Raw genomic sequence first — 21,568 nt, 5'->3', positions numbered from 1 at the left:
TTTTTGCGAATCGAAAGCGCAGCCTAGACCAGTGCGCCTCTGTTGCAGCCCGCCGACTTGCCAGTGTTCACATCTATGTCAGCAGGGCAACGAAGGGTGGCCAGACGCGTTGCCATCCCTATCTGAGCGTGTGAACGCTAACCGCAACAGTTTGGGGAGACCTGCCTATGTTCCGCACCACCCTTGCCGCCAGCCTTCTTCTGACCGTCAGTGCAGGCGCGCTGTCAGCACAGGACGTATATGAGACCGAGCAGGCGAACTTCCGCGTCGAAACTGTCGCTGAGGGCCTGAACATCCCGTGGTCCATCGGCTTTCTGCCGGATGGCGCGATGATCGTCACCGAACGCGATGGCGGCTCGCAAGGCCTGCGCATTATTGACGCTGACGGGCATTTGCGCGCCGAACCCGTGACCGGCATGCCGGAAGATGTTGTGGTCAATCGCCAGGGCGGGCTGTTTGATGCCATCCCGCACCCGGATTTTGCTGAGAACCGCCTTGTCTACATTTCCTATGCGCAAGGCACCCGCGAAGCCCACCGCACCGCGCTGATCCGCGCCCGGCTGAGCGATGACCTGACCGCTCTGGAGGACGTGGAAGAGCTGTTTGCCGTCAATTACGACATCGCGACCAACCGGCACCATGGCGGCAAGATTCTCTTTGACCGGAACGGTTATCTCTGGCTCTCGCTCGGCGATGGCGGCAACCACTATGACGAGGCGCAGAACCCGGAAAATCATATCGGCACGCTGATTCGCCTGAACGACGATGGCTCGGTGCCGTCAGACAATCCCTTTGCCGATGGCGATGGCGGCGCGCCGGAAGTGTGGAGCTACGGCCATCGCAACATTCAGGGGCTGGTCCAGCATCCGGAAACCGGCACGATCTGGAGCCATGAGCACGGCCCGCGCGGCGGTGACGAGGTCAACATCCACCGGGAGTCCGGCCTCAATTACGGCTGGCCGGAAATCACCTACGGCATCGAGTATGATGGCTCGATCATCACCGAGGACCGTGAACGCGAAGGCATGGAGCAGCCCATATGGTACTGGACGCCCTCCATCGCCAATTCGGGCGCCGCATTCTACACCGGCGATGCCTTCCCGCACTGGCAGAACGACCTGTTCGTGGGCGCTCTGGCCGGCATGCACGTCGCCCGGCTGGAGACCGACGGTGACCGGGTGATCGGGCAGGAACGTCTTCTGGAAGACCTTGAAGAGCGTATCCGCGATGTCCGCACCGGCCCGGATGGCTATATCTACATCACCACCGACAGCGATGAGGGCCGCGTGCTGCGGCTGGTGCCGGCGGAGTAACCTTCGACGCTTACGCTGGCCGCCGTGACCTGAACGCGGCGGCCAGCGTGCCGTCATCAAGATAATCAAGCTCGCCGCCTACCGGCACGCCACGCGCCAGCGAGGTGATCGATACGCCGGTATGGGCGAGCCTGTCCGCGATGACATGGGCCGTCGTCTGGCCATCCACCGTGGCATTGAGCGCCAGGATCACCTCGCTGACCGATCCATTGCCCGCACGTTCGATCAGGCTGGCAAGATTGAGATCGTCAGGACCGACGCCATCCAGCGCAGACAGGACCCCGCCCAGCACATGGTATTTGCCGGCAAAGGCTCCTGCCCGCTCCAGCGCCCAGAGATCACCTACCGTCTCGACCACGCAGATCACGCTGTCGCCGCGCTTGGGATCGCGGCAGACCGTGCAAGGGTCTGATACGTCCAGATTGCCGCAAATACTGCAGGGGCGGATTTTCTCCGCTGCCTCGGCCATCGCGGCGGCCAGCGGCTCCATGAGTGCCTCACGCTTCTTCATCAGATGCAGGGCAGCCCGGCGCGCAGAACGCGGCCCCAGCCCCGGGAGCTTGGCCAGAAGCTGGATGAGCCTCTCGATTTCCGGGCCTGCCGTACCTGCCATCTTGCTCTCTCGCGCGCAGCGGGCGCGAATCACGCACCCGTAATGATGGCAAGACTAGCGGTGGCTACGCCCCGCAACAGCCCCGGGATTTCAGCGCACTCAGGGCTTGATGCCGAACGGCATGTCGAAGCCCGGCGGCAGGCCGAGCCCGCCTGCAGCTTCGCGCAGAACCTTGGCTTGTGCCTCATCGGCCTTGCGGCGCGCATCGGACAGTGCCGCCAGCATGAGGTCTTCGAGAATTTCCGGTTCTGACGGGTCAATGAGCGACGGGTCGATGGAGACCTTGCGCGGTTCGCCCTTGGCTGTGGTGGTAATTTTCACCAGACCGGCACCCGCCTCACCTGTCACCTCCACGGCGTCTAGCCGGGCCTGTGCCTCGCCCATTTTCTTTTGCATTTCCTGGGCCTGTTTCATCAGGCCGGCGAAATCTTTCATGGTTTGCGCTCCTGACGCTGGGTTTCTGCGTCCGTCATCTGGGAAGGCGGGTTCTCCGGCTCAACCGTCGTCACTGCTTCCAGCTCGGCGCCGGGAAACAGCGTCATGGCGCGCACTACCATCGGATCGCGGAGCGCGCGTTCGCGCAAGGCCTCGGCCTCACGGCGGCGGCGCTCGCGCATGGTCTCACCGCCCAGCGCGCGGCCCTGACTGTCCACCAGCCAGCGTGCGCCGGTCTGCGCATGCAGGAAGCCCGCAAGACGGCTGGCGAGGTCTTCGGGCGCGCCCTTGGCCGCTTCAAATACGAGCTTGCCCTGCCCGATGGACACAAGGCGCACAAAGCGCTCCACCTGATCGCGCAGCAAGGCTTCACGCTCGCGGTCCAGAAGGGCGATCACGTCTTCCAGGCTGGATGGGTCGGAATTCGTGGCCGGCTCAGGCTCCGCGTCTGCGGGCTGGTATTCGGCTTGCGGACCTGCTGGGCCATGTCCGCCACTGGCCTGCCCTGCTGGCGCGGGCACAGGCGCGCCCGCCTCCAGCGCCGCAATCAGCCGGGCAGCGTCTTCCGGGCCGGGCAGGCTGGCGGCCGCCATCAGGCGGATTACGCTCATCTCTACGGCCGCCATCGGATCGGGCGCCGAGCGCACATCCTCAAGCCCCGAGAGCGCTGTTTTCCAGAGGCGGGTGAGGCTGGCCAGCGAATGCGTATCGGCCAGCTCACGCAGGCGCGCGGCAGTTTCCGGCGCCTCGGCAAGGTCCGCCTTGCCGTCTGTTGCCTTCACCCGGCTCATCGCGTGCAGATAATCCAGCAGGTCACGCATCAGCACTTGCGGATCAGCGCCGGCGGCGTACTGGCTTTCCAGCTCTGCGAGCGCCGCTTCGCCCTTGCCCGTCAGGGCAGCGTCAAGAAGATCGAGCACGCGTGAGCGGTCCACCAGGCCCAGCATCTCGCGCACCTGCGAGGCGGGAACCGGGCCCGTCTCACTGCCCTGAACTATCGCCTGATCGAGCAGGGAGAGCGCGTCGCGCACCGAGCCTTCGGCAGCGCGGGCGATCGCGTCGAGGCCGCCATCTTCAACCTGCGCGCCCTCAAGATCGCATATCCGCTTCAGATGGGCGCTGAGCGCATCGCGCGGCACGCGGCGCAGATCAAAGCGCTGACAGCGGCTAAGCACTGTGACCGGGACTTTGCGTATCTCGGTCGTCGCGAAGATGAACTTCACATGCGGCGGCGGCTCTTCGAGCGTTTTCAGCAATGCGTTGAACGCATTGTTGGACAGCATGTGCACTTCGTCGATGATGTAGACCTTGTAGGGTGCCGACACGGGCGCGTAGCGCACCCCGTCCAGAATTTCACGTATATCGCCGACGCCAGTGCGCGAGGCGGCGTCCATCTCCAGCACATCGACATGGGCCGAGCGGGCAATGGCATCGCAATGACGGCCCGGTGGATCAATATCCACGCTGGGGCCGGAGCGCTCGTCCGATTCGTAGTTCAGTGCGCGGGCGATGAGGCGCGCGGTCGTCGTCTTGCCGACACCGCGCACGCCGGTGAGCATATAGGCCTGCGCAATACGGCCCGACTGGAAGGCATGGGACAGCGTACGCACCATGGCGTCCTGCCCGATGAGATCGGAAAAGCGCTGCGGGCGGTATTTGCGGGCCAGAACCTGATAGGCGGCACTGGCAGGCGGCGGCTCGAAGCCCGGCAGGGCCGGTCCCGGCTCATCGGCCTCCAGCGCAGGGGCGCCGCTATCTGGATCCTGATCATCCATGGACGGGCAAGGCCCCTTCTTGCGGCGTGCTGCCCAGAGCGCCGGCATGGCGCAGCCGGGCCCTTCAGGCGAAAGCGGGTGGAAGGCGGCGGAAGACCGGACGGCGACCCGAACCGAAACTCGTTACGGCTGCTTCCTTCCGGACCTGACCGGGTTGGCGAGGGGCTCGTCCGCCGCCGGCCTTCCTGCTCCCTAGTATCGGGATCGCGGACAGGTTTCGCAAGCGCGGTGTCAGCCTTCTTCCAGCGTGTCGCGCAGGAAGGCGGCGTGCTGGCATAACACTCCGACCAGGCGTTCATCGCCATTGGCCGCGACCAGCTGGTTCAGCCAGTCCTCCACGATGACTGACTGCGTCGCCAGCCAGTCGCGCACACGCGGCTCGAGGGCACTCACAGGCTCACCACTGCGCCTGCCGCCATGGCGGGATGGTTCAAGATTGATGACCTTGCAGATTGCCGGGCTCATGGGTTGATTCCCCTGTTGCACACCCAACTTGCGAGTCATTCTCATTCGCGTCAACAGGTGGATATGAAAAAGCCCCCGCGGCCAAATGACCACGGGGGCTCTTGTAAGGCCCCGCTACAGCGGAGCCGTCACATTCATGCCAGACTAGAAGCGGCGGACGTAGGAAATGCCGAACGCGTCAGCATTGCCATTGCCGTTCACGAAGTCATAGCGGGTGTAGTCGACGCGGATGGCGTTCGGGCCGGCGAAAGCCCATTCTGCACCACCACCGAACGCCCAGCCGTCCACATCGCCGCTAAAGGCAATGCCAGCCGCCGAAGCGCTAACGTCGAAGTAGGTGTAGCCACCGCGCGCGAAGACCGAGAACTGGTCGTTCAGCGGCAGACGGGCAACGCCATAGATGCCGACGCCATAGTCGATCTCGGACGTGATGGTGGTCGCACCGAACGTGGTGGACTCATCGCCCAGACCGAACAGCAGATCACCTTCCACCGAGAACATCGGGGTGATGTCGTAGCTGCCGCGCAGGGTCAGCGTGTCATACGTAGCACCGTCGGTGTCGATGGCCTGGTAGCCAGCACCCAGACGGAACGGGCCTTCCTGAGCGGAAGCGGCACCAGCGAGAACAGCAATGGAAGACACTGCGATAAGGAGAGATTTCATCTGATTCGACCTTTCGTCTTTTTGGGACCCCCCGGGCCCGTGCGACGAGAGATGAGGGTGCCTCTCATGCATCCGCAAGAGGCCGCCAGCTGTTAATGACGCAGTGCAATACACTCCTGTGTCTTTCCGGATACGGACTAAGGCGCAAGCAAGGCAATTAAGGCAATAATGCCTTGATCTCAAACCTTTATACAGGATCCAGTAAGGTTTCTGTAATGTTCGCAGATGCGATATCCCTACGGGCTTGCCAGCCCGGCCGCATCAGGGCGCAATGAGCCGTTCGAAGAAACGAGGATGGCTGATGCATCTGACATTCACCCGTTCGCCGCTGGACCATTCCGGCGTGCAGCGGACCAATCCCGCCTTTATCGAAGCCTGCCTGTCCCACCCTGCGGCGAGAGCGATTCTGCTCACCGGCGGCGATGTGGTGCTCTCGCCAGAGGGAGAGCCCGAGATACTGCACCCGGCACAGACCAGCACCCTTGCTCTGGAGCGCCCGGGCCTCGTGTTTCTCGGGCTGGAAGGTGAGACACCCTGGTTTGCGGCGAGCATTCAGCCGGGCACGATCCCTCCCGGCCTCGACTTCCGGCGCGCCACCATGATCGCCGAACCGGACCTGGCCGCCATACTGGGAAGGGCGCGGGCCATATTGAGCTGGCACGGCCGCAGGCATTACTGCTCCAATTGCGGCGCGGAGAACGCACCCGCTGAAGGCGGCACCAAGCTGGTTTGCCCCTCCTGCGGGACCGAACACTTCCCGCGCACGGACCCCTCGGTCATCATGCTGCCCTATAGCGGGGACCGCTGCGTCATGGGCCGTCAGCCAGCCTGGCCGCCGGGCCTGTTTGCCACGCTGGCAGGCTTCATGGAGCCGGGTGAAACGATAGAGGAGGCTTGCGCACGCGAGGTCGCCGAGGAAACCGGGCTGAAGGTCATGTCTGCACGATATGTAGCCAGTCAGCCCTGGCCCTTCCCGTCCACGCTGATGATCGGCCTGTTGGCCGAGATAGAGCCGGGCGAGCCGGTGGCTGCCGACGACATTGAGGAGGCGCGCTGGTTTACCCGCGCAGAAGTGCGTGAGCTCTATGAAGGGCCCATGATGCGCTGGGGACCGCCCCACTACTCAATTTCACGCCTGCTGATTGAGACGTGGCTGAACGGCGGCTAAGGCAGGCGCGACGACCTGCCCCATGGGCAGGCTGTCACCGCATTGGTACTGCTCAAGCGTCACCAACCCTGCTATTTGCAGGGGTGCTAATCGCGTCAAGCGGTTGCACAGGGCGGCGGAGCGTGCCAAACACCGGCGCAATTACAGTCATGTCTGGTCGAGAGGACGTCGATGGGCGATCTGTTCTGGAACAAGGTAGCGGGCGCGGTTCTGGCCATCCTGCTTGTTGTCATGGGTCTACGCGAAATTGGCGATATCGCCTTCACCACGCGTGCGCCTGAAACACTGGGCTTCCCGGTGGACCCGGCTCTGCTGGAGGGGCCTGCCGGTGCCCAAGAGGAAGTGTCCGGGCCGGTTGATTTCGGCAGCCTGCTTGCCACCGCCAGCGTTGATGCGGGTGAGCGCGTCGCACGGCGCTGCGTAGCCTGCCATACGTTTGAGCAAGGCGGCGCCAACGGCACCGGCCCCAACATGTGGGGTGTGCTTGGCCGTGCTGTCGCCAGCGTCTCCAGCTTCAACTATTCCAGTGCCATGCGCGATTATGGCGCCGATGGCACCCAGTGGCTCTACCAGAACATGTACGACTATCTGGAAGCGCCGCGGCGCTATGTGCCTGGCACCTCGATGGCTTTTGCAGGCCTTCGCAGCCAGGAAGACCGTATAAACCTGATCGCCTACATGCACTCCATGGGCAGCTCCGGCCTTCCCTTCCCCGAACCGCTCCCCGAGGAGCCGGCCATTGAGGAAGAAGGCGAAACGCCCCAGGTTGCAGCAACGGAAACGCCTGGCGCACCGGATACAGCCACCGAAGCTGGCGAGGATATGGGCGAGCTGGCCCAGCCGGCTCAGGATCTGCCGGACACCGAGCCCGCCGACGATGCTGCGGAGCGTCCTGAAGGCGAGGAGTAACGCTTTCCCGCCGCCACACATTGAAAAGGGCGCTTCGATCGAAGCGCCCTTTTTGTTTGCCGAGCCTGCAGCGGCCTAACCTCTGGCGTTGGGAGCGCGGAAAATACCGCTGATCGGCGCATGATGGCGGGCAATGCGATCCACTGCGAGATGGAGCGGCTCAACCGCCGCCGCCATGTGAAATGCGTTGGCGTGCAGCAGGTGCACCGCATCCGTCATGATGCCGACATGGCCCGGCCAGAACACCAGATCTCCGCGCTGCAGCCCGGCCAGCGAATCTGCCACAGGCACCTTGCTCCAGCGCTCCTGCGCCCAGGCCTCCTGATCACCGCTATCGCGCGGGATGCGTATGCCTGCCGCCTCCATGCTCACCTGGATCAGGCCGGAGCAGTCCAGCCCCAGGCTTTCCTTGCCCCCCCACAGATAGGGTGAGTGCAGGAAGCGCTCGGCAACGGCCACCCAGTCAGGCTCGCTGGCATCCAGTGCCGTGAGATGCCCGGTGAAGACCCAGCCCTGACGCTGGCTTTCGATAAACTTCCCCTCCCGGCGGCCGGCCGCGATCTTGGCATTGAGCGAGAGCAGGAAACGCGGGGGCGATTTCAGATCCGGCTCGCTGAACACATAGGTGCGCACCGCGCTGACACGGTGGGTCGGAATCAGCACTGGCGCCGACAGCGCGGCCATATCGACATAGCCGCGATAGCCATCATGGCGCGACATGCCCCGCGCCCAGCCATCCGATTCGTCTTCGACGCAAAACACCTCTCCAGCCAGCAGCTGGCTGTCCATCATGGCGTCGTCACGCGGCTCGCGCCGGATGGCGGTTACGCCTGCGGTCACCTGGAAGTCTTCAGCCATGGGGCGCTCCATAACGGGCCTTGAGAGCCTCATAGAGAGCACGCCCCGCCAGCATCTCGCCGCCCAGCGGACGGCCCGGGCGGGCCTTGGGATTCCAGCCATAAATATCGAGATGCACCCAGGCCTTCGTATCGACGAAGCGGCGCAGGAACAATGCCGCGGTGATGGAACCTGCCATAGGTCCTGACCCAGTATTGGAGAGATCGGATATCTCGCCTTCAAGCTGGCTGTCATATCCGCTCCAGAGCGGCATGCGCCAGACCGGATCATCCACTTGGCTGGCGGCTGCGGCGATGTCTGCAGCAAGCGCCTCATCGTCGGTGTAGACCGGGGCCAGCTCCGGCCCGAGCGCGATACGCGCGGCGCCCGTCAGCGTCGCCATGTCGATGACGAGCTCCGGCTTGTCCTCGCATGCGCGCGTCAGTGCGTCGCCGAGCACCAGACGCCCTTCGGCATCGGTATTGCCGATCTCGACCGTCAGGCCTTTGCGCGACGGTAAAACATCGCCGGGACGGAAGGCATTCCCGGAAATGGCGTTCTCCACGGCTGGTACCAGCACCTGAAGGTGAACCGGCAGGCCCGCATCCATGATCATGGTGGCAAGGCCAAGAACGTTGGCCGCGCCGCCCATATCCTTCTTCATCAGCAGCATATTGCTGCCGCCCTTGATATTGAGGCCGCCAGAATCAAAACACACGCCCTTGCCGACCAGTGCGACGCGTGGATGGGACGGGTCTCCCCAGACCAGCTCGATCAGGCGCGGCGCATCGGTGGATGCGCGGCCAACAGCATGGATCATCGGATAGTTCTGCTTGAGCAGGTCGTCGCCGACAATGCTCGTCACCTTGGCACCAAAGGGCTTTGCGATGGTGCGGGCCGCATCTTCCAGATGGCTCGGCAGCATATCGCCTGCTGGCGTGTTGATCAGGTCGCGGCAAACTGTAACGCCGGCGATGATACGCAAGGCGTCCGCTTCATCAGCGCCTGCAGGCAGATGAAAGCGTGCAGGCGCACGCTGCGCGGCGCGGTAGCGGGTGAACTGGTAGCTGCCGAGGCCGAGTGCCGTGGCAAGCACTGTCGGATCCCAGTTGCGCGGCATGCCGCCAATGCGCCAGTCGCCCTCGGGCAGGCTCAGCGCGGCATTGCCTGCGTCAAACGGAGTGAGCGCGTCACCGACGCCGTAAAGCGCATCGCCGTCGCCAGGAAGGACGACCATCTCACCCAGCTTGCCGGAAAAACCGGCGGCGCGGGCGTGGCCAGCAGCCTCCTCGCCCACCCCGGACAGCACCGAATCAAGGTCAGCGCGCGCGGTGAGGTGAACGGTACGGGCCGTATCGGCGGCATCGGCGAATGCAAAACTCATCAAACTCTCCAGACAACTCACAAGGACGAACCGGCAAAGCGAAGCGTTAACGGCTTCTTGACCGGCCCACCCGAAAGATAGGGACCATAACGGTCCGCGTTAACAGGGTTAGATCATGTCCATGCGTTTGTCCGCTGCAGCCTTCACCGCCGCCAGCGCGCTGGCCCTTGGAGCATGTGCGACCACGGCCGCCCCTCCCTCTGCGCAGGAAGCCGCGCTGGTTCTGGACATGGAATCGCGCTCAATCGTGCCAGCCACAGCCGCCGAACGCCGGTCCATCGCCAATCAGGATCTGCTGACGCAGGCTGCGTTCTGGGCCGAGGCCTATGAGCTCAACCCCGCCGACCGGGAAGCCGCCACGCAGCTGGCGGGCGTTCTACGCCAGCTCGGCAGCACCCAGCGGTCCATGGAAGTCGCGCGTCAGGCGCTGGCCCTGTTTCCCGAGGATGCCGCGCTTCTGGGCGCCTACGGGCTGGCATTGGCAGCTGAAGGGCGAGGCCAGCAAGCCATCGAGCCACTGACACGGGCGGCTCAGGCAGAGCCTGGAAACTGGCGCCTCATCAATGCGCTGGGTGTCTCGCTGGAACAGGCCGGGCGCACCAGTGCGGCACGTGCCCGGTTCCAGGAAGCCATGACAATCGCGCCCGATGAACCTTCAATCCTGTCCAACCTGGCATTGTCACATGCCTTGGCAGGCGAACCGGAGCAGGCCGAAACGCTGTTGCGCCGGGCCATGGACAATGATCTTGCCTCGGCGCAAATCCGCCAGAACCTGGCGCTTGTGCTTGCCCTGCAGGGACGGTTTGATGAGGCTGAGCGCATTGCCACCATCGACACCACGCCGCAGATGGCGGCCGCCAACATGGCCTATGTCCGGGCGATGATGACCAGCCCGCGCCGCTGGGACAGCCTGAACGACGCTGCGCTACGCGGCAGTCATCCGTAAGAAGCCGCCGCTCCAGCTATTGCTCGAACGGGTCGTCTGCTCCGGCATTGGCAGGCCGGGCCATGGGCGGCGGAGCGGGCACCGCTTCTTCGGTCTTCTTGAGAGGAAATCCGACTTTCAGCTCCGGCGAAACCAGCGTGTGGTCGAATCGGAAATCTTCCACCAGGTCGCGCAATTCCTGCGGGGCCTTGCCATCCCTGGAGGCCTCGATCGCGCGGTAGAGCGCGAACAGCCGCAGATAGCCCTTGTCATCGCGTGACAGATCCGTTTCGTCGAGACGCGCGCAGATGACCGTGAGCCGGGTTGTGGCAGGCTTGCGCCGCCCTGCAGCCAGATCAAGCACGGCAGCGGTAAGTTCGACCTTCCAGCCTATGTCCGCAAAATCGACTTTCTTCGGCACAGCGGCCAGCTCCGCGCGCGCCTTGGCGACATTGCCGGCGCGCAAGGCCTCAAGCGCATTGCTGCACGCAGCCTGGGCCAGACGAATCTCGTCACGCCGACGTTCCTCGGCCTTACGTCCACCAAACATGACTTTAGCCCCTGATGGCTGGAGCAGCCCAGCCTATAGCATGCCGCCGCGCAGAAGAACCCTTGCCGCCCGCGCGCGCGGCGCACCCTCGACGCGATTGTTTACGCCATCACCTGTATCCAGAAAGAGGTTTAAGCAGTCCATTGCGGGATTTACGTATCCGCCCCTCCGTTGAAGCATTTACAGCACAGGCCAGCAGTGAATAAATCGTTCGCTGGCATGGGAGCATATCGATGATTGAATGGCTTGGCCCGAATGCGGGATGGCTGGCGCTCGCCCTTCTGGGTGTGATGCTGGCGGTGTTCGCGTCCGAGCGCTTCCCGCCGGAAATGGTGGCCATCGGGGCGGTGGCCGTGTTTCTCCTCCTCGGCTTGCTCGACAGCGCCAGCATGGTGGGGGCCCTGGCCAATGCTGCGCCGCTGACTATTGCCTGCATGTTTGTCATTTCGGCTGCGCTGGTGCGAACAGGCGCCATCCTTGAGGTCAGCCGCTTCATCCAGCGAAAGGCCGGATCCAGCAAGATTATCGTTATTGGATCGACCTTCCTGCTGACCGTCGTCGTATCTGCCTTCATGAACAACATTCCGGTTGTGATGATCCTGATCCCGGTCATCACCGGGATTGCCCGCGACCTGAACCTTGCCCCGTCAAAACTACTTCTTCCCCTGTCCTATTGCGCGATCATGGGCGGCACCTGCACGCTGATCGGCACGTCGACCAATCTCGTCGTGGACGGCGCGGCCCGCCAGGCAGGCCTGGAACCCTTCGGTATTTTCGAAATAAGCGCAGTAGGTCTGGCTGTGGCCGCCACAGGCCTCATCTATCTCGCCATTGTGGCACCGCGCATCCTGCCTGACCGCAAGGATTTCTCCCTGCTGGACGGTGCGGGTGAATCCCGCTTCATCACCGATGCCCGCATCCCGGAAGGATCGTCGCTGATCGGACGCCGCCCCGAAGACGTGCCTTTCCTGAAGCTGCGCGATCTGCGCCTCCTCGATGTGGTGCGCCACTCCCAGACCCTGCGCCACGACATCGATCAGATCGAATTGCAGGCCGGAGACCGCCTCGTCCTTGAATCGCCCATGAGCGAGGTTCTATCCCTGCACCGCGACGGAGAGGTGCGTGTCGGTTCCGACGATCTTGAAGACGTCAGTGAAAGCAGGGCGGTGCTGGTGGAGGCCGTGGTCGGGCCAGGCAGCCGGCTCACCGGCGCGCCGCTTAAGTCCTACCGTCTGCGCCGCCGGTTCGGGGTCTATGTCGTCGCGGTGCACCGCCATGGAGGCGAGATCAGCGACCATGTGGGCCGTATCCGGCTCAATCCGGGTGACAGTGTGCTGCTGGAAGGCGCGCCAGAGGATATAGAGCGCATGTCACGCGAGCTGGGCCTTGTTGATCTGGCCCGGCCCGAGGACCAGGCCTTCCGGCGGGAACGCGCACCGATTGCGATTGCGACCCTGATAGGCGTCGTAGTTCTGGCCGCTCTGAATATCATGCCAATTGTCGGCCTGGCTGTTATCGGGGTGGCCATCGTCCTGTTTTCAGGCTGCCTTGACCCTGAGGAGGCTTTTGACAGCATTGACTGGCGCATTCTGGCGCTCATCGTCGCAATGCTGGCAATCGGGGCCGCGCTGGACCGTACCGGTTCGATCGATCTACTCGTAGGGGCAGCCCGTCCGCTTCTGGCAGTGGCATCCCCGCTCGTTCTGCTCGCCCTGGTCTATGCGGTTACATCTTTCCTGACGGAGACGGTTACCAACAACGCCGTCGCCATCGTCATAACCCCGGTTGCCGCCGCCTTGGCCGTCGCGGCAGGCCTCGACCCGCGGCCCTTCGTGGTCGCCGTGATGTTTGCTGCAAGCGCCAGCTTCGCAACGCCAATCGGGTACCAGACCAACACACTCGTGTATGGGCCGGGGCATTATCGGTTTATGGATTTTGTGAAGATCGGCGTGCCGCTGAACTTCATCATGCTGATTGTGGCCGTCGTGATGATCCCGATGATCTGGCCGCTGGAAGGTGCCGGATAGAAAAAAGCGGGCCATCTGTGTGTACGATGTATGGGAGGCGGGCCGGCCTGCCCCGTATACTGGCAACAGAATTTTTGAACGATTACGCTGACCGGACGTAGCCTTTCCCATAAGGTAGAAAGGAGTTTCCACCCTGCCCGGATCCAATGTGAATACGCCCCGCCCCGCCACCGCCGAGGCCTGCGTAGACCTCGCCATTCAACGCGTCGGTAAGCGCGTCGTACTCGGCCTGCCTCTGGGCCTGGGCAAGGCCAACCATCTCGCCAACGCCTTTTATGCCCGCGCCAAGGCCGACCCGGGCATTGAGCTGACAATCTTTACCGCCCTGACGCTGGAGCGGCCCGCAGCGCCCAACGCGCTCGCTGCGCGTCTGCTCGATCCGATTTCGGAGCGTCTTTACGACGGTTATCCCGACCTTGAATATGCGCTCGACCGGCGCCGTAACGCCCTGCCCGCCAATGTGCGGGTGAAGGAGTTTTTCCTGCCGCCGGGAGGCTTGCTGAACAACGCGTCAGCGCAACGCGATTATGTCAGCGCCAACTACACCCATGCGGGACGAGCCATCCTGGAAGCCGGCGTCAACGTCGTGGCCCAGATGGTGGCCCCCGGACCGCCGGGCCGGTTAAGCCTGTCGTGCAATTCCGACCTGTCGCTGGACATGATCCCGGCCCTGCATGAGAGGCGCAAGAACGGCGCGCCGGCGGTGGTTCTGGGCGAAATCAATACCGCCCTGCCCTTCCTCGGCAAGGGCGCGGACATACCCGAAGACTGGTTCGACGCGCTTCATGATGCGGGCACGTACACGCTGTTTCCCATTCCGCGCGAGGCCGTCGGCCCGCCCGCTTGGTCCATCGGGCTGCATGTCAGCACGCTGGTGCGCGATGGCGGCACCCTGCAGACCGGTATCGGGGCGCTCTCTGACGCCGTAGCCGCAGCCCTGAAATTGCGCCATCTCGACAATGGCGCGTGGCGCACCGCAGTGGGCGCCATTGGCGCGGACATGACACTGGCCGGGCGGTGCGGCGGTCTGGACCCCTTCAAGGACGGGCTTTACGGCTGCAGCGAAATGCTCACGCTTGGCCTGCTGGACCTCTTCCAGAGCGGGCTGCTGGGGCGGCGGGTGAGCGATGATATCACCCGCCAGCAGGCATTGCTGACGGACCCGGCAAGCCTTCGTGAGGACGAGGGCATCGCGCTGCATGGCGGCTTCTTTGCCGGGCCGGGCGAGCTCTATGACCGTCTGCGCAAGCTGGGCGATACTGAACGCGCGCGCATCGACATGACGTCTGTGGCACGCGTGAACGATCTGTACGGTCACGAGGAACTGGCCCGGCTGCAGCGCCAGCACGCGCGCTTCATCAATACAGCCATGATGGTCAACGGGCGCGGAGCGGCAATATCCGACACGCTGGCAGACGGGCGCGTAGTGAGCGGTGTGGGCGGGCAGTACAATTTCTCCGCCATGGCGCACGAGCTGGAAGGAGCGAGGTCCATCATTCTGGTGCGCGCAACGCGTCAGACTGGTGGCGAGACACGATCCAACATCGTCTGGACGGGCGGCGAAGTGACCGTACCGCGCCATCTGCGCGACATTGTCGTCACCGAATACGGCGTGGCAGACCTGCGCGGGCGCACCGACCGTGAAGTCGCCATCGCCTTGGCGCAGATTGCCGACAGCCGCTTCCAGGAAGCGTTCCTGGATGAGGCGAAGTCAGCCGGCAAGGTGGATAAGGATTATGCCCTGCCGGAGCGCGCGCGGCAGAACACCCCCGAACACCTCACCGAACAGCTTCAGCCCGCCATGTCGCGCGGGACGCTGGTAAAATTCCCCTTCGGGAGCGATCTGAGCGAAACCGAGCAGGCCCTGCGCGAAGCGCTGGAATGGCTGGCGCAGCGCAATGCGGGCTGGAAGGCGCGCGCGGGCCTGATTGCGTCGGCTCTCCTGCGGGGACCTGAGCCACACCGCTTTGCCACCGAGCTCAAACGCATGAACCTGATGCAGCCTGCCGGTCTCAAGGAACGGCTGGAGCAGAAGCTGGTCTGTCTGGCACTGAGCCGCACTGCAAACAGCTGATCTTGAGAGTGTAAGGGTCCGCGCTTTTTGGCACCTGGGACGAGGCTGCGGCATGTTTGGACATTGAGGCCGATGACCCGTTTGTGCAGGCTGGCTAAGGGGCGCTGGATTCTCGCGCGGCTGACTGCAGACAGGTCATTGCGGCCCGAAGCTGAACGTTCCTCGCGTCGCCCTCACCGAATAGCGCTGTCTGTACGTCGACGTCCACCTGCTGGTCTGCAGTTGGCTGGCGGTACGTGCCCGAACCCACGCAGCTGAAAGCCAGACCACCGCCCGGCCCCGCCGCCTCGACCCGGACAATGACTGGCGCTGGCTCCTGCCAGTGCTCCCGAGCGGGCACCAGCGAACGCGCGCAGGCAGCAAAATCGGCCTCTGCAAGGCACGCCCGAAGCGGCCCGTGCTGAACCGTCAGAGGATGGCGGGAGAACGCACCCGCCGCGCTCATATACTGGATAAGCGCATCACCGATCGCGCGGGCTTCATCATCAGCAGAGACGACCAGCAAGGCATAGCGGGGCGGGATAGACGCGTGGGACAGGCTGGCGAACAAGAGGGCGGCAGCGGCAGTAAGGACAGCGGTTTTCATAGACATGACCAATCCTCCCGTGCCCCGGCAATCGACAGGCACCAGACAGCAAAGCGGAGCATACACCGCCCCAGCATTTTTCAGGAAACGTTTTGGTAGCGGGAGAGAGACTTGAACTCTCGACCTCAGGATTATGAGTCCTGCGCTCTAACCAGCTGAGCTATCCCGCCACGAGGGGGCTACCCGTTGCCGTGAACCGGCGGTTCACGGCAGAGGCAGCGGATATACGCAAAGGCCGGGGCAGAGGCAAGCGCGCGCACTCACCTGCTTTCAGCACCCTTCAGATCACGCCGCGCGAACGCCTTCCAGGAAGCGGGCGACCGCAGTGCGCAGCGTGCCTGCCTCCTGCGTGAGCCCGTGGGAGGCCTCGTTGACCTGTGCGGCGCACTGGCCGGTTTCGGACGCCGCAGCATCGACGCCCTGAATGGCCTGCGAGACCCGGCGCGCACCGCCGGCCGCTTCCTGCGCGGAGCGGGTGATCTCCTCGGCTGCGGCCCGCTGTTCTTCCATCGCCGCCGCAATCGCGGTGGAAATCTCGTTCATCTCGCGGATGACCGTGCCGATGGCGGTGATGGCGCTGACGGCCTTGCCGGTAGCACTCTGAATGCCATTGACCTGTTCGGAGATGGAGCCGGTTGCCCGCGCGGTCTGCTCGGCGAGCGTCTTCACTTCGGACGCCACCACCGCAAAGCCCTTGCCGGCCTCCCCCGCTCGCGCCGCCTCGATCGTGGCGTTGAGAGCCAGCAGATTGGTCTTCTCCGCGATATCATTGATCAGGCGCACGACGCCATCAATCCGGCCCGCCGCCTCGCTAAGCGCGGTCACATCCGCGCTGGCACCAGAGACTTCATCTGCCGCGCTGCGCGCAATGGAGGAGGAGCGCGAGATCTGCTGGGCGATCTCGGCAATCGAGGAGGTCATTTCCTCGGCTGCCGCGGCAACCGTGTCGACATTCTGGGCGGCCAGCACGCCGGCCTCGTTGACCTCGGCGGTCTGACCGGCCGCACTGTGCGAGCTTTCGGTCAGCGCGTTGGCCGCCATTTCCATCTCTCCGGCGGCCTGCGATACAGCCTCGAGAGCACGCCCGGAGGTGGATTCAAACTCCTGCACCAGAGCCTCGATCGCCTTCGTGCGCTGTTCCCTCGCGGCGCGCTCAGCCTCACTCTCGCTGGCCAGACGCAAGCGCTCGATCTCGTTCTCGCGCAGGACGGCAACGGCGCGCGCCATGTCGGCAATCTCGTCCTGGCCCTCATCGTCAAGCGCCTGTCCGGTATCGCCTGAGGCGAGCGCGGTGGTGGTGCGCGAAATACGCGTCAGCCGGCGCAGCAGATTGCCATTCACGTAGACCCAGCCGATGACGCCAGCGATGGCCACTGCGCCGATCGCCATGACGATGAGCAGGATCTGGCCCGACAGAACGGCGCTGTAACCGTTGGAACGGGCGGATTCGGCCAGCGCGTTGGCATCGGCGACAACCTGTTCGATATCGGCGGCCAGCATCGCGTGTGCGACGCGCGCATCTTCCACGGCGTTCGCTGCCGCGATCTCGGACGCGATTTCGGTCCGACGCAGCGCGAACACCCCTTGCGGGCCCTCGCCGCGCGAAATCAGTGCCTCACTGGTCTGCGTGATCTGAGGCGTTGCTGCATCGCCCAGAATGGCGAGATTGACGAGAAGCTCATCCATGGCGAGCTCGTAGCGCGCCTCCACGTCGGCCACTTCATCGGCCGACAGGGCGCCATCCAGCTCGGCATACTGGGTCAGTATCAGGTTCAGATCGATGATGAGGCGCAAGAATGTCTCAAGCTCGGCCTGACCGGCGCTCTCAAGCGCTTCCTCCAGAGCGGAGACAGCCCGGGCGCGTTCGCTGATAGCCGCGGCAATAGCGTCGAGGCGGGCATTGCGCGCATCAAGATTGGCAGCCGTCGGCGCATTCGCCGCTTCAACGCCGGCCGCAAGATCATCAAGCAGTTCGGTAAGGCTGGCCGTGCGGGCATTGTCCAGCCCCGCCCGGGAGAGCCTGGTGACAGCATCGCCTGCCTGCTGGGTAAGGGTGCGAAGGCGCGCCTCGGATGCGGCCATATCGACGGTATCAACCGAGCGCGCGAACGCGGCCAGCTCGCCCGTTATCGCACTGCTGGCTGCCTCCAGCGCACCCGCCGCCGCCGCCATCGGCGCCGCTTCGTCCACCACTTCGCTCAGCGCGCTACGTGTACTCTGCAGGGCAATGACACCAGCCAGCGCCGCCGCAACCCCCACCAGTGCTACAAGGGCAAAAGCCCCGTTCAGCCGTGTCTGCACCGAGTGAAAGTTGACCTTCATTTTTAGCCCCCGTTAAGGTTAACGCCGCAGGCGCGAATAAAGGCGGCCGGGAATCATCCCTGACGCCGCCTTTTCGTCTTAGGCGCTAGCCTGCAAACGCAAAGTTAAAGACCTGCTCCACGCCCTCGGTCGTCTCGTCAGCGGGCGCATACTGCCATTGCTCAAGCGCGCGCAGCACAGCGCGGTCGAAGACGCCGGCCGGCGTGGCCTGCACGATTTCGACATCGGCAACAGCCCCCTCCGGCGTGACGTTGTAGCGAACCGAAACTGCGCCCTCGAGATTGCGGCGCTCGGCACCACGCGGATATTCGGGAGCCACCACATTGACGGTCTCACGCTCGTTCATTGCCAGTGCGGGAGCAACAAACAGACCCGACGCCAGTACAGCAGCCATGCATACAGATTTCACGATTTTCATGATTTCACCCAACCCGTTAGTGAGCCGCTTGGATGCGGCTTTTGATGAACACCCAGCCAGGTCTGTGCCCGGCAGGACGTGTTCTAGCAGGAAGGGGTTTCTGTCAGTTTAACCGCTCAGACAAAAACGGCGCTGCCCTGGGCTAGCGTTCTTCGAGGCTTTGCGCGGCGCTGCGCGCGGCCAGTGCTTCGCCGTCTGTGCGGGCACTATCGGCTGCTGTCTGGAACAAGGCGGCAGCGGCAGCGGTATCACCTTGCGCAGCACGCAGGCGGGCCAGCCCCAGCGCCGCGCCATAATGGCCCGGCTCGAAGGCCAGCACACGCTCGTAGAGCGTTTCAGCATCGGCCGTTCTGCCGGAAGCGGCCAGACAATCACCGTGACCGGACATGGCCGCAAGATCCCAGGGGGTGTCGTCCAGCCGCGCCGCGCTCTGCTCACACGCGCCGCCCGCCGCCGTCACCACCGCCGGAGACGTGGCGGGCGTATTGGGGGCACTGGCCGTGCCTTGCGCCGTTTCCGGCGTACCTTCAGTAGCGGGCGACGCTGCCACACTCGTGTCAGGAGCCGTTCGGGCCGCGCCGGCAACCGGGCTGAGGGGGACAGGGCTGAACGCCACACCGTCAAGCGACACCAGAATGCCGCCCTCACCGAGAAAGGCCTGCGCGGCGCTCCACTGTCCTTCCAACCGGATGATACAGTCGCCTTGCCCGTTGGCTGCCATGTTCAGGCGGCTTACGGGGCGTCCGGCAGGGGGAAGGATTTCGCGGCTAGCGCAGGCAAAGCCGTGCAGCGTCAACTCCAGCGCGCCATCATCTGCCGCGGCAGAATTCATGGCCAGAGGCTGCCCCTCAAGAGCCAGCCAGAGGTCTGCCGAGCCTTCACCAGCACTGACAAGCCACGCGTCAGCGAGGCCGGCCTGCTCCGGCTCAGCCTGTGTCAGCGCGAAAAGGGCAAGGGCCAGCATCACCATGGAAAGTAAAATGGCGTGAGTCGGTCAATCAGCGCGAGCGTTCAACCGACGGGCGTGACAGCACACGCATCGTGGGCGAGCGCGCCCAGCGTCTCGCCGCGTGCATCACGGACACGTTCGTAGAGATAGCATCCTTCATTGCCAGCGGGCATCCGGCCCGGCAGGAAATAGGGATCACGTTCGCCGGGCAGGGCCGGTTCGAGGTCGGAAACCGCGCGCCAGCGCACCGCTTCATGCGCGTAGGTGCAGTCAAACCGGCCATTGCCCGGATATTCAAAGCGCACGATCTGGCTGTCGCCATCGCGGTAGGCAAGGCTCACCCGGCGCTCGCCTGCCCCGCGCACATGAGCAAGGGCGGATACGGCGCTGTCTGCGCGGCACGCCTCGATAGCGGGCAGGAACTCGCCGATCTCGTGCGTCCAGCGCACATGCGGGCCGGTTTCGCGCGCACATCCCTCATAGGCGCGTCCGCCTGCCTGCAGGCTGGCAAACAGCCCATAGCGGATATCGCCGATGGCGCACGGGCCTGCTTCCAGCGTCAGCGTAACCTCGCCATGTCGGTCCAGCCGCCCTTCATAGCGTTGCGCCCCATCTGCCAGCCAGGACTCTGCCATGGTCAGGCGGGGCATCAGAAGCGCGGCCGCGCCAGTATCAATGATGGTATCGATCTCCACCCCGCCATCGGGGGCTTCGTCGAACAGCATCTCGAGCATGAAGCCCGGCCCTTCAGCGATATAGCCGGAGAGTTCGGGGCGTGATGGCTGGCGCGGGGAGAAGTCCGAACCAGGCTGGATGGGTGAAAATGCGCTTTGCAGGCCGCCGGAAGTGGTAGGAGCGCAGGCGGACAGGCCCGCCAGCAGGCACAACGTACCTGCAAATGCCGAAATGAACCGCATGCGCCCCTCCCCGTGTTTGCCGATGGGCTAGTATACCTCGAACAGGCCCGCTGCGCCCATGCCGCCGCCCACACACATGGTGACGACAACGTATTTGGCACCGCGGCGCTTGCCCTCGATCAGCGCGTGGCCGGTCATGCGCGCACCGCTCATGCCATAGGGGTGGCCGATGGAGATGGCCCCACCATTGACGTTCAGCCGGTCATTCGGGATGCCCAGCTTGTCGCGGCAATAGAGCACCTGCACCGCGAAAGCCTCATTGAGCTCCCACAGGCCGATATCGTCCATCTTCAGCCCGTTGGCTTTCAGGAGTTTCGGCACGGCATAGACCGGGCCAATGCCCATCTCGTCCGGATCAAGACCTGCCACCGCGATACCGCGATAGGCACCGAGGGGGGTGAGGCCCCGGCGCTCGGCTTCTTTCGCTTCCATCAGCACGCTGGCCGATGCGCCATCGGACAGCTGGGAGGCGTTACCGGCGGTGATGAACTTGCCTTCCTTCACCTTCTGGCCGTTCGCGTGAACGGTGCGCAGGCCCTGCAGCCCTTCCAACGTGGTGTCGGCGCGATTGCCCTCGTCCTTCTCCAGCTTGGTGTCGACGATGGAAATCTGGCCCGTGGCCTTGTCCATCACGCCCATTTTGGAAGCGAGCGGCACGATCTCGTCATCGAACTTGCCAGCGGCTTGCGCGGCGGCGGTGCGCTGCTGGGACTGGAGCGCGTATTCGTCCTGCGCATCGCGGGAGATGTTGTAGCGCTCGGCCACGATCTCGGCGGTTTCCAGCATGGACATGTAGAGATCAGGGCGGTGTTCGTTGATCCACGGATCAAACGCGCGGTGGATGTTCATGTGCTCGTTTTGGACCAGCGAAATGGATTCCAGACCACCGCCAACCGTGACCGTCATGCCGTCAGAAATGATCTGCTTGGCGGCCATCGAGATCGCCATCAGGCCGGAGGCGCACTGACGGTCCACCGTCTGGCCGGAGACGGTCGTGGGCAGCCCGCCGCGGATGAGGCACTGGCGCGCCGTGTTCTGGAAGGTGGAGCCCTGCTGCATGGCAGCGCCCATCACCACATCGTCGACTTCCTTCGGATCGACGCCGGAACGCTTCACCGCCTCGGCGATGACATGGCCGCCCAGCTCCTGGGCCTGTGTATTGTTGAACGCGCCGCGATAGGCGCGGCCAATGGGTGTACGCGCAGTCGATACGATGACGGCTTCACGCATGATATGTC

Annotated in this window: 20 protein-coding genes, 1 tRNA gene and 1 other RNA gene; 6 read left to right on the top strand and 16 right to left on the bottom strand. The window is 64.1% G+C overall.

All coding sequences use genetic code 11. The features are described from left to right. Positions 1–167 precede the first annotated feature (167 nt). Entirely contained in the window at positions 168–1,313 is a 1,146-nt protein-coding gene (locus tag ACTIGC_RS08965; RefSeq protein ID WP_439634069.1) for a PQQ-dependent sugar dehydrogenase, read from the top strand. Between the two features lie 10 nt (positions 1,314–1,323). On the opposite strand, the gene recR is transcribed toward ACTIGC_RS08965, so the two are convergent. The 6 genes from recR to ACTIGC_RS08935 all read right to left on the bottom strand — a co-directional run bounded on the left by recR (position 1,324) and on the right by ACTIGC_RS08935 (position 5,264). Then, complete coding sequence (gene recR, locus ACTIGC_RS08960; RefSeq protein WP_429912214.1) at positions 1,324–1,926, bottom strand: recombination mediator RecR; 603 nt, start codon at positions 1,924–1,926, stop codon at positions 1,324–1,326. A 99-nt stretch (positions 1,927–2,025) separates the two neighbouring features. After that, entirely contained in the window at positions 2,026–2,361 is a 336-nt protein-coding gene (locus tag ACTIGC_RS08955) for a YbaB/EbfC family nucleoid-associated protein (protein ID WP_439634068.1), read from the bottom strand. Continuing rightward, positions 2,358–4,136: a DNA polymerase III subunit gamma/tau gene (locus ACTIGC_RS08950; protein ID WP_439634067.1), complete on the bottom strand. Its 1,779-nt coding sequence runs from the start codon at positions 4,134–4,136 to the stop codon at positions 2,358–2,360. The genes ACTIGC_RS08955 and ACTIGC_RS08950 overlap by 4 nt, the downstream gene beginning before the upstream one ends. A gap of 88 nt (positions 4,137–4,224) precedes the next feature. Further along, positions 4,225–4,321, bottom strand: an RNA gene (gene ffs / locus ACTIGC_RS08945) — signal recognition particle sRNA small type. A gap of 46 nt (positions 4,322–4,367) precedes the next feature. Next, positions 4,368–4,601 carry a hypothetical protein gene (locus ACTIGC_RS08940; protein WP_439634066.1) on the bottom strand — a complete coding sequence of 78 codons (234 nt, stop codon included), beginning with the start codon at positions 4,599–4,601 and terminating at the stop codon, positions 4,368–4,370. A 144-nt stretch (positions 4,602–4,745) separates the two neighbouring features. Continuing rightward, positions 4,746–5,264, bottom strand: coding sequence for a porin family protein (locus ACTIGC_RS08935; RefSeq protein WP_439634065.1), 519 nt, complete (start codon positions 5,262–5,264; stop codon positions 4,746–4,748). Positions 5,265–5,565: 301 nt separating this feature from the next. Here ACTIGC_RS08935 and nudC point away from each other — a divergent pair, with 301 nt between their 5' ends. Together nudC and ACTIGC_RS08925 are read left to right on the top strand one after the other, a co-directional pair. Further along, positions 5,566–6,432 carry an NAD(+) diphosphatase gene (gene nudC / locus ACTIGC_RS08930; RefSeq protein ID WP_439634064.1) on the top strand — a complete coding sequence of 289 codons (867 nt, stop codon included), beginning with the start codon at positions 5,566–5,568 and terminating at the stop codon, positions 6,430–6,432. A 171-nt stretch (positions 6,433–6,603) separates the two neighbouring features. Beyond that, complete coding sequence (locus ACTIGC_RS08925) at positions 6,604–7,341, top strand: c-type cytochrome (protein WP_439634063.1); 738 nt, start codon at positions 6,604–6,606, stop codon at positions 7,339–7,341. Positions 7,342–7,416: 75 nt separating this feature from the next. On the opposite strand, the gene ACTIGC_RS08920 is transcribed toward ACTIGC_RS08925, so the two are convergent. Together ACTIGC_RS08920 and ACTIGC_RS08915 are read right to left on the bottom strand one after the other, a co-directional pair. Beyond that, a complete protein-coding gene (locus ACTIGC_RS08920) occupies positions 7,417–8,199 on the bottom strand; it encodes a C40 family peptidase (protein ID WP_439634062.1) in 783 nt (260 codons plus the stop codon). Further along, a complete protein-coding gene (locus ACTIGC_RS08915; RefSeq protein WP_439634061.1) occupies positions 8,192–9,562 on the bottom strand; it encodes a leucyl aminopeptidase family protein in 1,371 nt (456 codons plus the stop codon). Before ACTIGC_RS08915 ends, ACTIGC_RS08920 begins: the two co-directional genes overlap by 8 nt. Before the next feature lie 115 nt (positions 9,563–9,677). Here ACTIGC_RS08915 and ACTIGC_RS08910 point away from each other — a divergent pair, with 115 nt between their 5' ends. Then, positions 9,678–10,508 carry a tetratricopeptide repeat protein gene (locus ACTIGC_RS08910; RefSeq protein WP_439634060.1) on the top strand — a complete coding sequence of 277 codons (831 nt, stop codon included), beginning with the start codon at positions 9,678–9,680 and terminating at the stop codon, positions 10,506–10,508. 16 nt (positions 10,509–10,524) lie between these two features. On the opposite strand, the gene ACTIGC_RS08905 is transcribed toward ACTIGC_RS08910, so the two are convergent. Continuing rightward, entirely contained in the window at positions 10,525–11,037 is a 513-nt protein-coding gene (locus tag ACTIGC_RS08905; RefSeq protein ID WP_127565663.1) for a hypothetical protein, read from the bottom strand. Between the two features lie 233 nt (positions 11,038–11,270). Here ACTIGC_RS08905 and ACTIGC_RS08900 point away from each other — a divergent pair, with 233 nt between their 5' ends. Beyond that, positions 11,271–13,064 carry an SLC13 family permease gene (locus tag ACTIGC_RS08900; RefSeq protein WP_439634059.1) on the top strand — a complete coding sequence of 598 codons (1,794 nt, stop codon included), beginning with the start codon at positions 11,271–11,273 and terminating at the stop codon, positions 13,062–13,064. Between the two features lie 148 nt (positions 13,065–13,212). Next, the gene (locus ACTIGC_RS08895) at positions 13,213–15,138 is read left to right on the top strand and encodes an acetyl-CoA hydrolase/transferase C-terminal domain-containing protein (protein ID WP_439634058.1); all 1,926 of its coding nucleotides are present in this window, start codon (positions 13,213–13,215) and stop codon (positions 15,136–15,138) included. Positions 15,139–15,232: 94 nt separating this feature from the next. Here the strand turns inward: ACTIGC_RS08895 and ACTIGC_RS08890 are convergent, their stop codons facing one another. The 7 genes from ACTIGC_RS08890 to ACTIGC_RS08860 all read right to left on the bottom strand — a co-directional run bounded on the left by ACTIGC_RS08890 (position 15,233) and on the right by ACTIGC_RS08860 (position 21,560). Then, complete coding sequence (locus ACTIGC_RS08890) at positions 15,233–15,730, bottom strand: hypothetical protein (RefSeq protein WP_439634057.1); 498 nt, start codon at positions 15,728–15,730, stop codon at positions 15,233–15,235. Positions 15,731–15,817: 87 nt separating this feature from the next. After that, positions 15,818–15,894: transfer RNA gene (locus ACTIGC_RS08885), tRNA-Met, on the bottom strand. Positions 15,895–16,009: 115 nt separating this feature from the next. Beyond that, complete coding sequence (locus ACTIGC_RS08880; protein ID WP_439634056.1) at positions 16,010–18,046, bottom strand: methyl-accepting chemotaxis protein; 2,037 nt, start codon at positions 18,044–18,046, stop codon at positions 16,010–16,012. 85 nt (positions 18,047–18,131) lie between these two features. Further along, positions 18,132–18,440, bottom strand: coding sequence for an energy transducer TonB (locus tag ACTIGC_RS08875; RefSeq protein ID WP_439634055.1), 309 nt, complete (start codon positions 18,438–18,440; stop codon positions 18,132–18,134). A gap of 166 nt (positions 18,441–18,606) precedes the next feature. After that, positions 18,607–19,434, bottom strand: coding sequence for a tetratricopeptide repeat protein (locus ACTIGC_RS08870; RefSeq protein ID WP_439634054.1), 828 nt, complete (start codon positions 19,432–19,434; stop codon positions 18,607–18,609). Between the two features lie 41 nt (positions 19,435–19,475). Beyond that, on the bottom strand, positions 19,476–20,330 hold the full coding sequence (locus tag ACTIGC_RS08865) for a hypothetical protein (RefSeq protein WP_439634053.1): 855 nt from the start codon (positions 20,328–20,330) through the stop codon (positions 19,476–19,478). Between the two features lie 27 nt (positions 20,331–20,357). Continuing rightward, entirely contained in the window at positions 20,358–21,560 is a 1,203-nt protein-coding gene (locus tag ACTIGC_RS08860; protein ID WP_439634052.1) for an acetyl-CoA C-acyltransferase, read from the bottom strand. Between the last annotated feature and the right edge of the window lie 8 nt (positions 21,561–21,568).

The sequence above is a fragment of the Glycocaulis sp. genome (assembly GCF_051859565.1).
GTDB lineage: Bacteria > Pseudomonadota > Alphaproteobacteria > Caulobacterales > Maricaulaceae > Glycocaulis.
Note: the sequence above shows the minus strand (reverse complement) of the source record. Positions and strands in the feature narration are given on the sequence as shown.

Bases quoted from the DNA above. Each gene is read 5' to 3' on its own strand.
- ACTIGC_RS08965 (WP_439634069.1), top strand. From the start codon at position 168: ATGTTCCGCACCACCCTTGCCGCCAGCCTTCTTCTGACCGTCAGTGCA.
- recR (WP_429912214.1), bottom strand. From the start codon at position 1,926: ATGGCAGGTACGGCAGGCCCGGAAATCGAGAGGCTCATCCAGCTTCTG.
- ACTIGC_RS08955 (WP_439634068.1), bottom strand. From the start codon at position 2,361: ATGAAAGATTTCGCCGGCCTGATGAAACAGGCCCAGGAAATGCAAAAG.
- ACTIGC_RS08950 (WP_439634067.1), bottom strand. From the start codon at position 4,136: ATGGATGATCAGGATCCAGATAGCGGCGCCCCTGCGCTGGAGGCCGAT.
- ACTIGC_RS08940 (WP_439634066.1), bottom strand. From the start codon at position 4,601: ATGAGCCCGGCAATCTGCAAGGTCATCAATCTTGAACCATCCCGCCAT.
- ACTIGC_RS08935 (WP_439634065.1), bottom strand. From the start codon at position 5,264: ATGAAATCTCTCCTTATCGCAGTGTCTTCCATTGCTGTTCTCGCTGGT.
- nudC (WP_439634064.1), top strand. From the start codon at position 5,566: ATGCATCTGACATTCACCCGTTCGCCGCTGGACCATTCCGGCGTGCAG.
- ACTIGC_RS08925 (WP_439634063.1), top strand. From the start codon at position 6,604: ATGGGCGATCTGTTCTGGAACAAGGTAGCGGGCGCGGTTCTGGCCATC.
- ACTIGC_RS08920 (WP_439634062.1), bottom strand. From the start codon at position 8,199: ATGGCTGAAGACTTCCAGGTGACCGCAGGCGTAACCGCCATCCGGCGC.
- ACTIGC_RS08915 (WP_439634061.1), bottom strand. From the start codon at position 9,562: ATGAGTTTTGCATTCGCCGATGCCGCCGATACGGCCCGTACCGTTCAC.
- ACTIGC_RS08910 (WP_439634060.1), top strand. From the start codon at position 9,678: ATGTCCATGCGTTTGTCCGCTGCAGCCTTCACCGCCGCCAGCGCGCTG.
- ACTIGC_RS08905 (WP_127565663.1), bottom strand. From the start codon at position 11,037: ATGTTTGGTGGACGTAAGGCCGAGGAACGTCGGCGTGACGAGATTCGT.
- ACTIGC_RS08900 (WP_439634059.1), top strand. From the start codon at position 11,271: ATGATTGAATGGCTTGGCCCGAATGCGGGATGGCTGGCGCTCGCCCTT.
- ACTIGC_RS08890 (WP_439634057.1), bottom strand. From the start codon at position 15,730: ATGTCTATGAAAACCGCTGTCCTTACTGCCGCTGCCGCCCTCTTGTTC.
- ACTIGC_RS08880 (WP_439634056.1), bottom strand. From the start codon at position 18,046: ATGAAGGTCAACTTTCACTCGGTGCAGACACGGCTGAACGGGGCTTTT.
- ACTIGC_RS08875 (WP_439634055.1), bottom strand. From the start codon at position 18,440: ATGGCTGCTGTACTGGCGTCGGGTCTGTTTGTTGCTCCCGCACTGGCA.
- ACTIGC_RS08870 (WP_439634054.1), bottom strand. From the start codon at position 19,434: ATGGTGATGCTGGCCCTTGCCCTTTTCGCGCTGACACAGGCTGAGCCG.
- ACTIGC_RS08865 (WP_439634053.1), bottom strand. From the start codon at position 20,330: ATGCGGTTCATTTCGGCATTTGCAGGTACGTTGTGCCTGCTGGCGGGC.
- ACTIGC_RS08860 (WP_439634052.1), bottom strand. From the start codon at position 21,560: ATGCGTGAAGCCGTCATCGTATCGACTGCGCGTACACCCATTGGCCGC.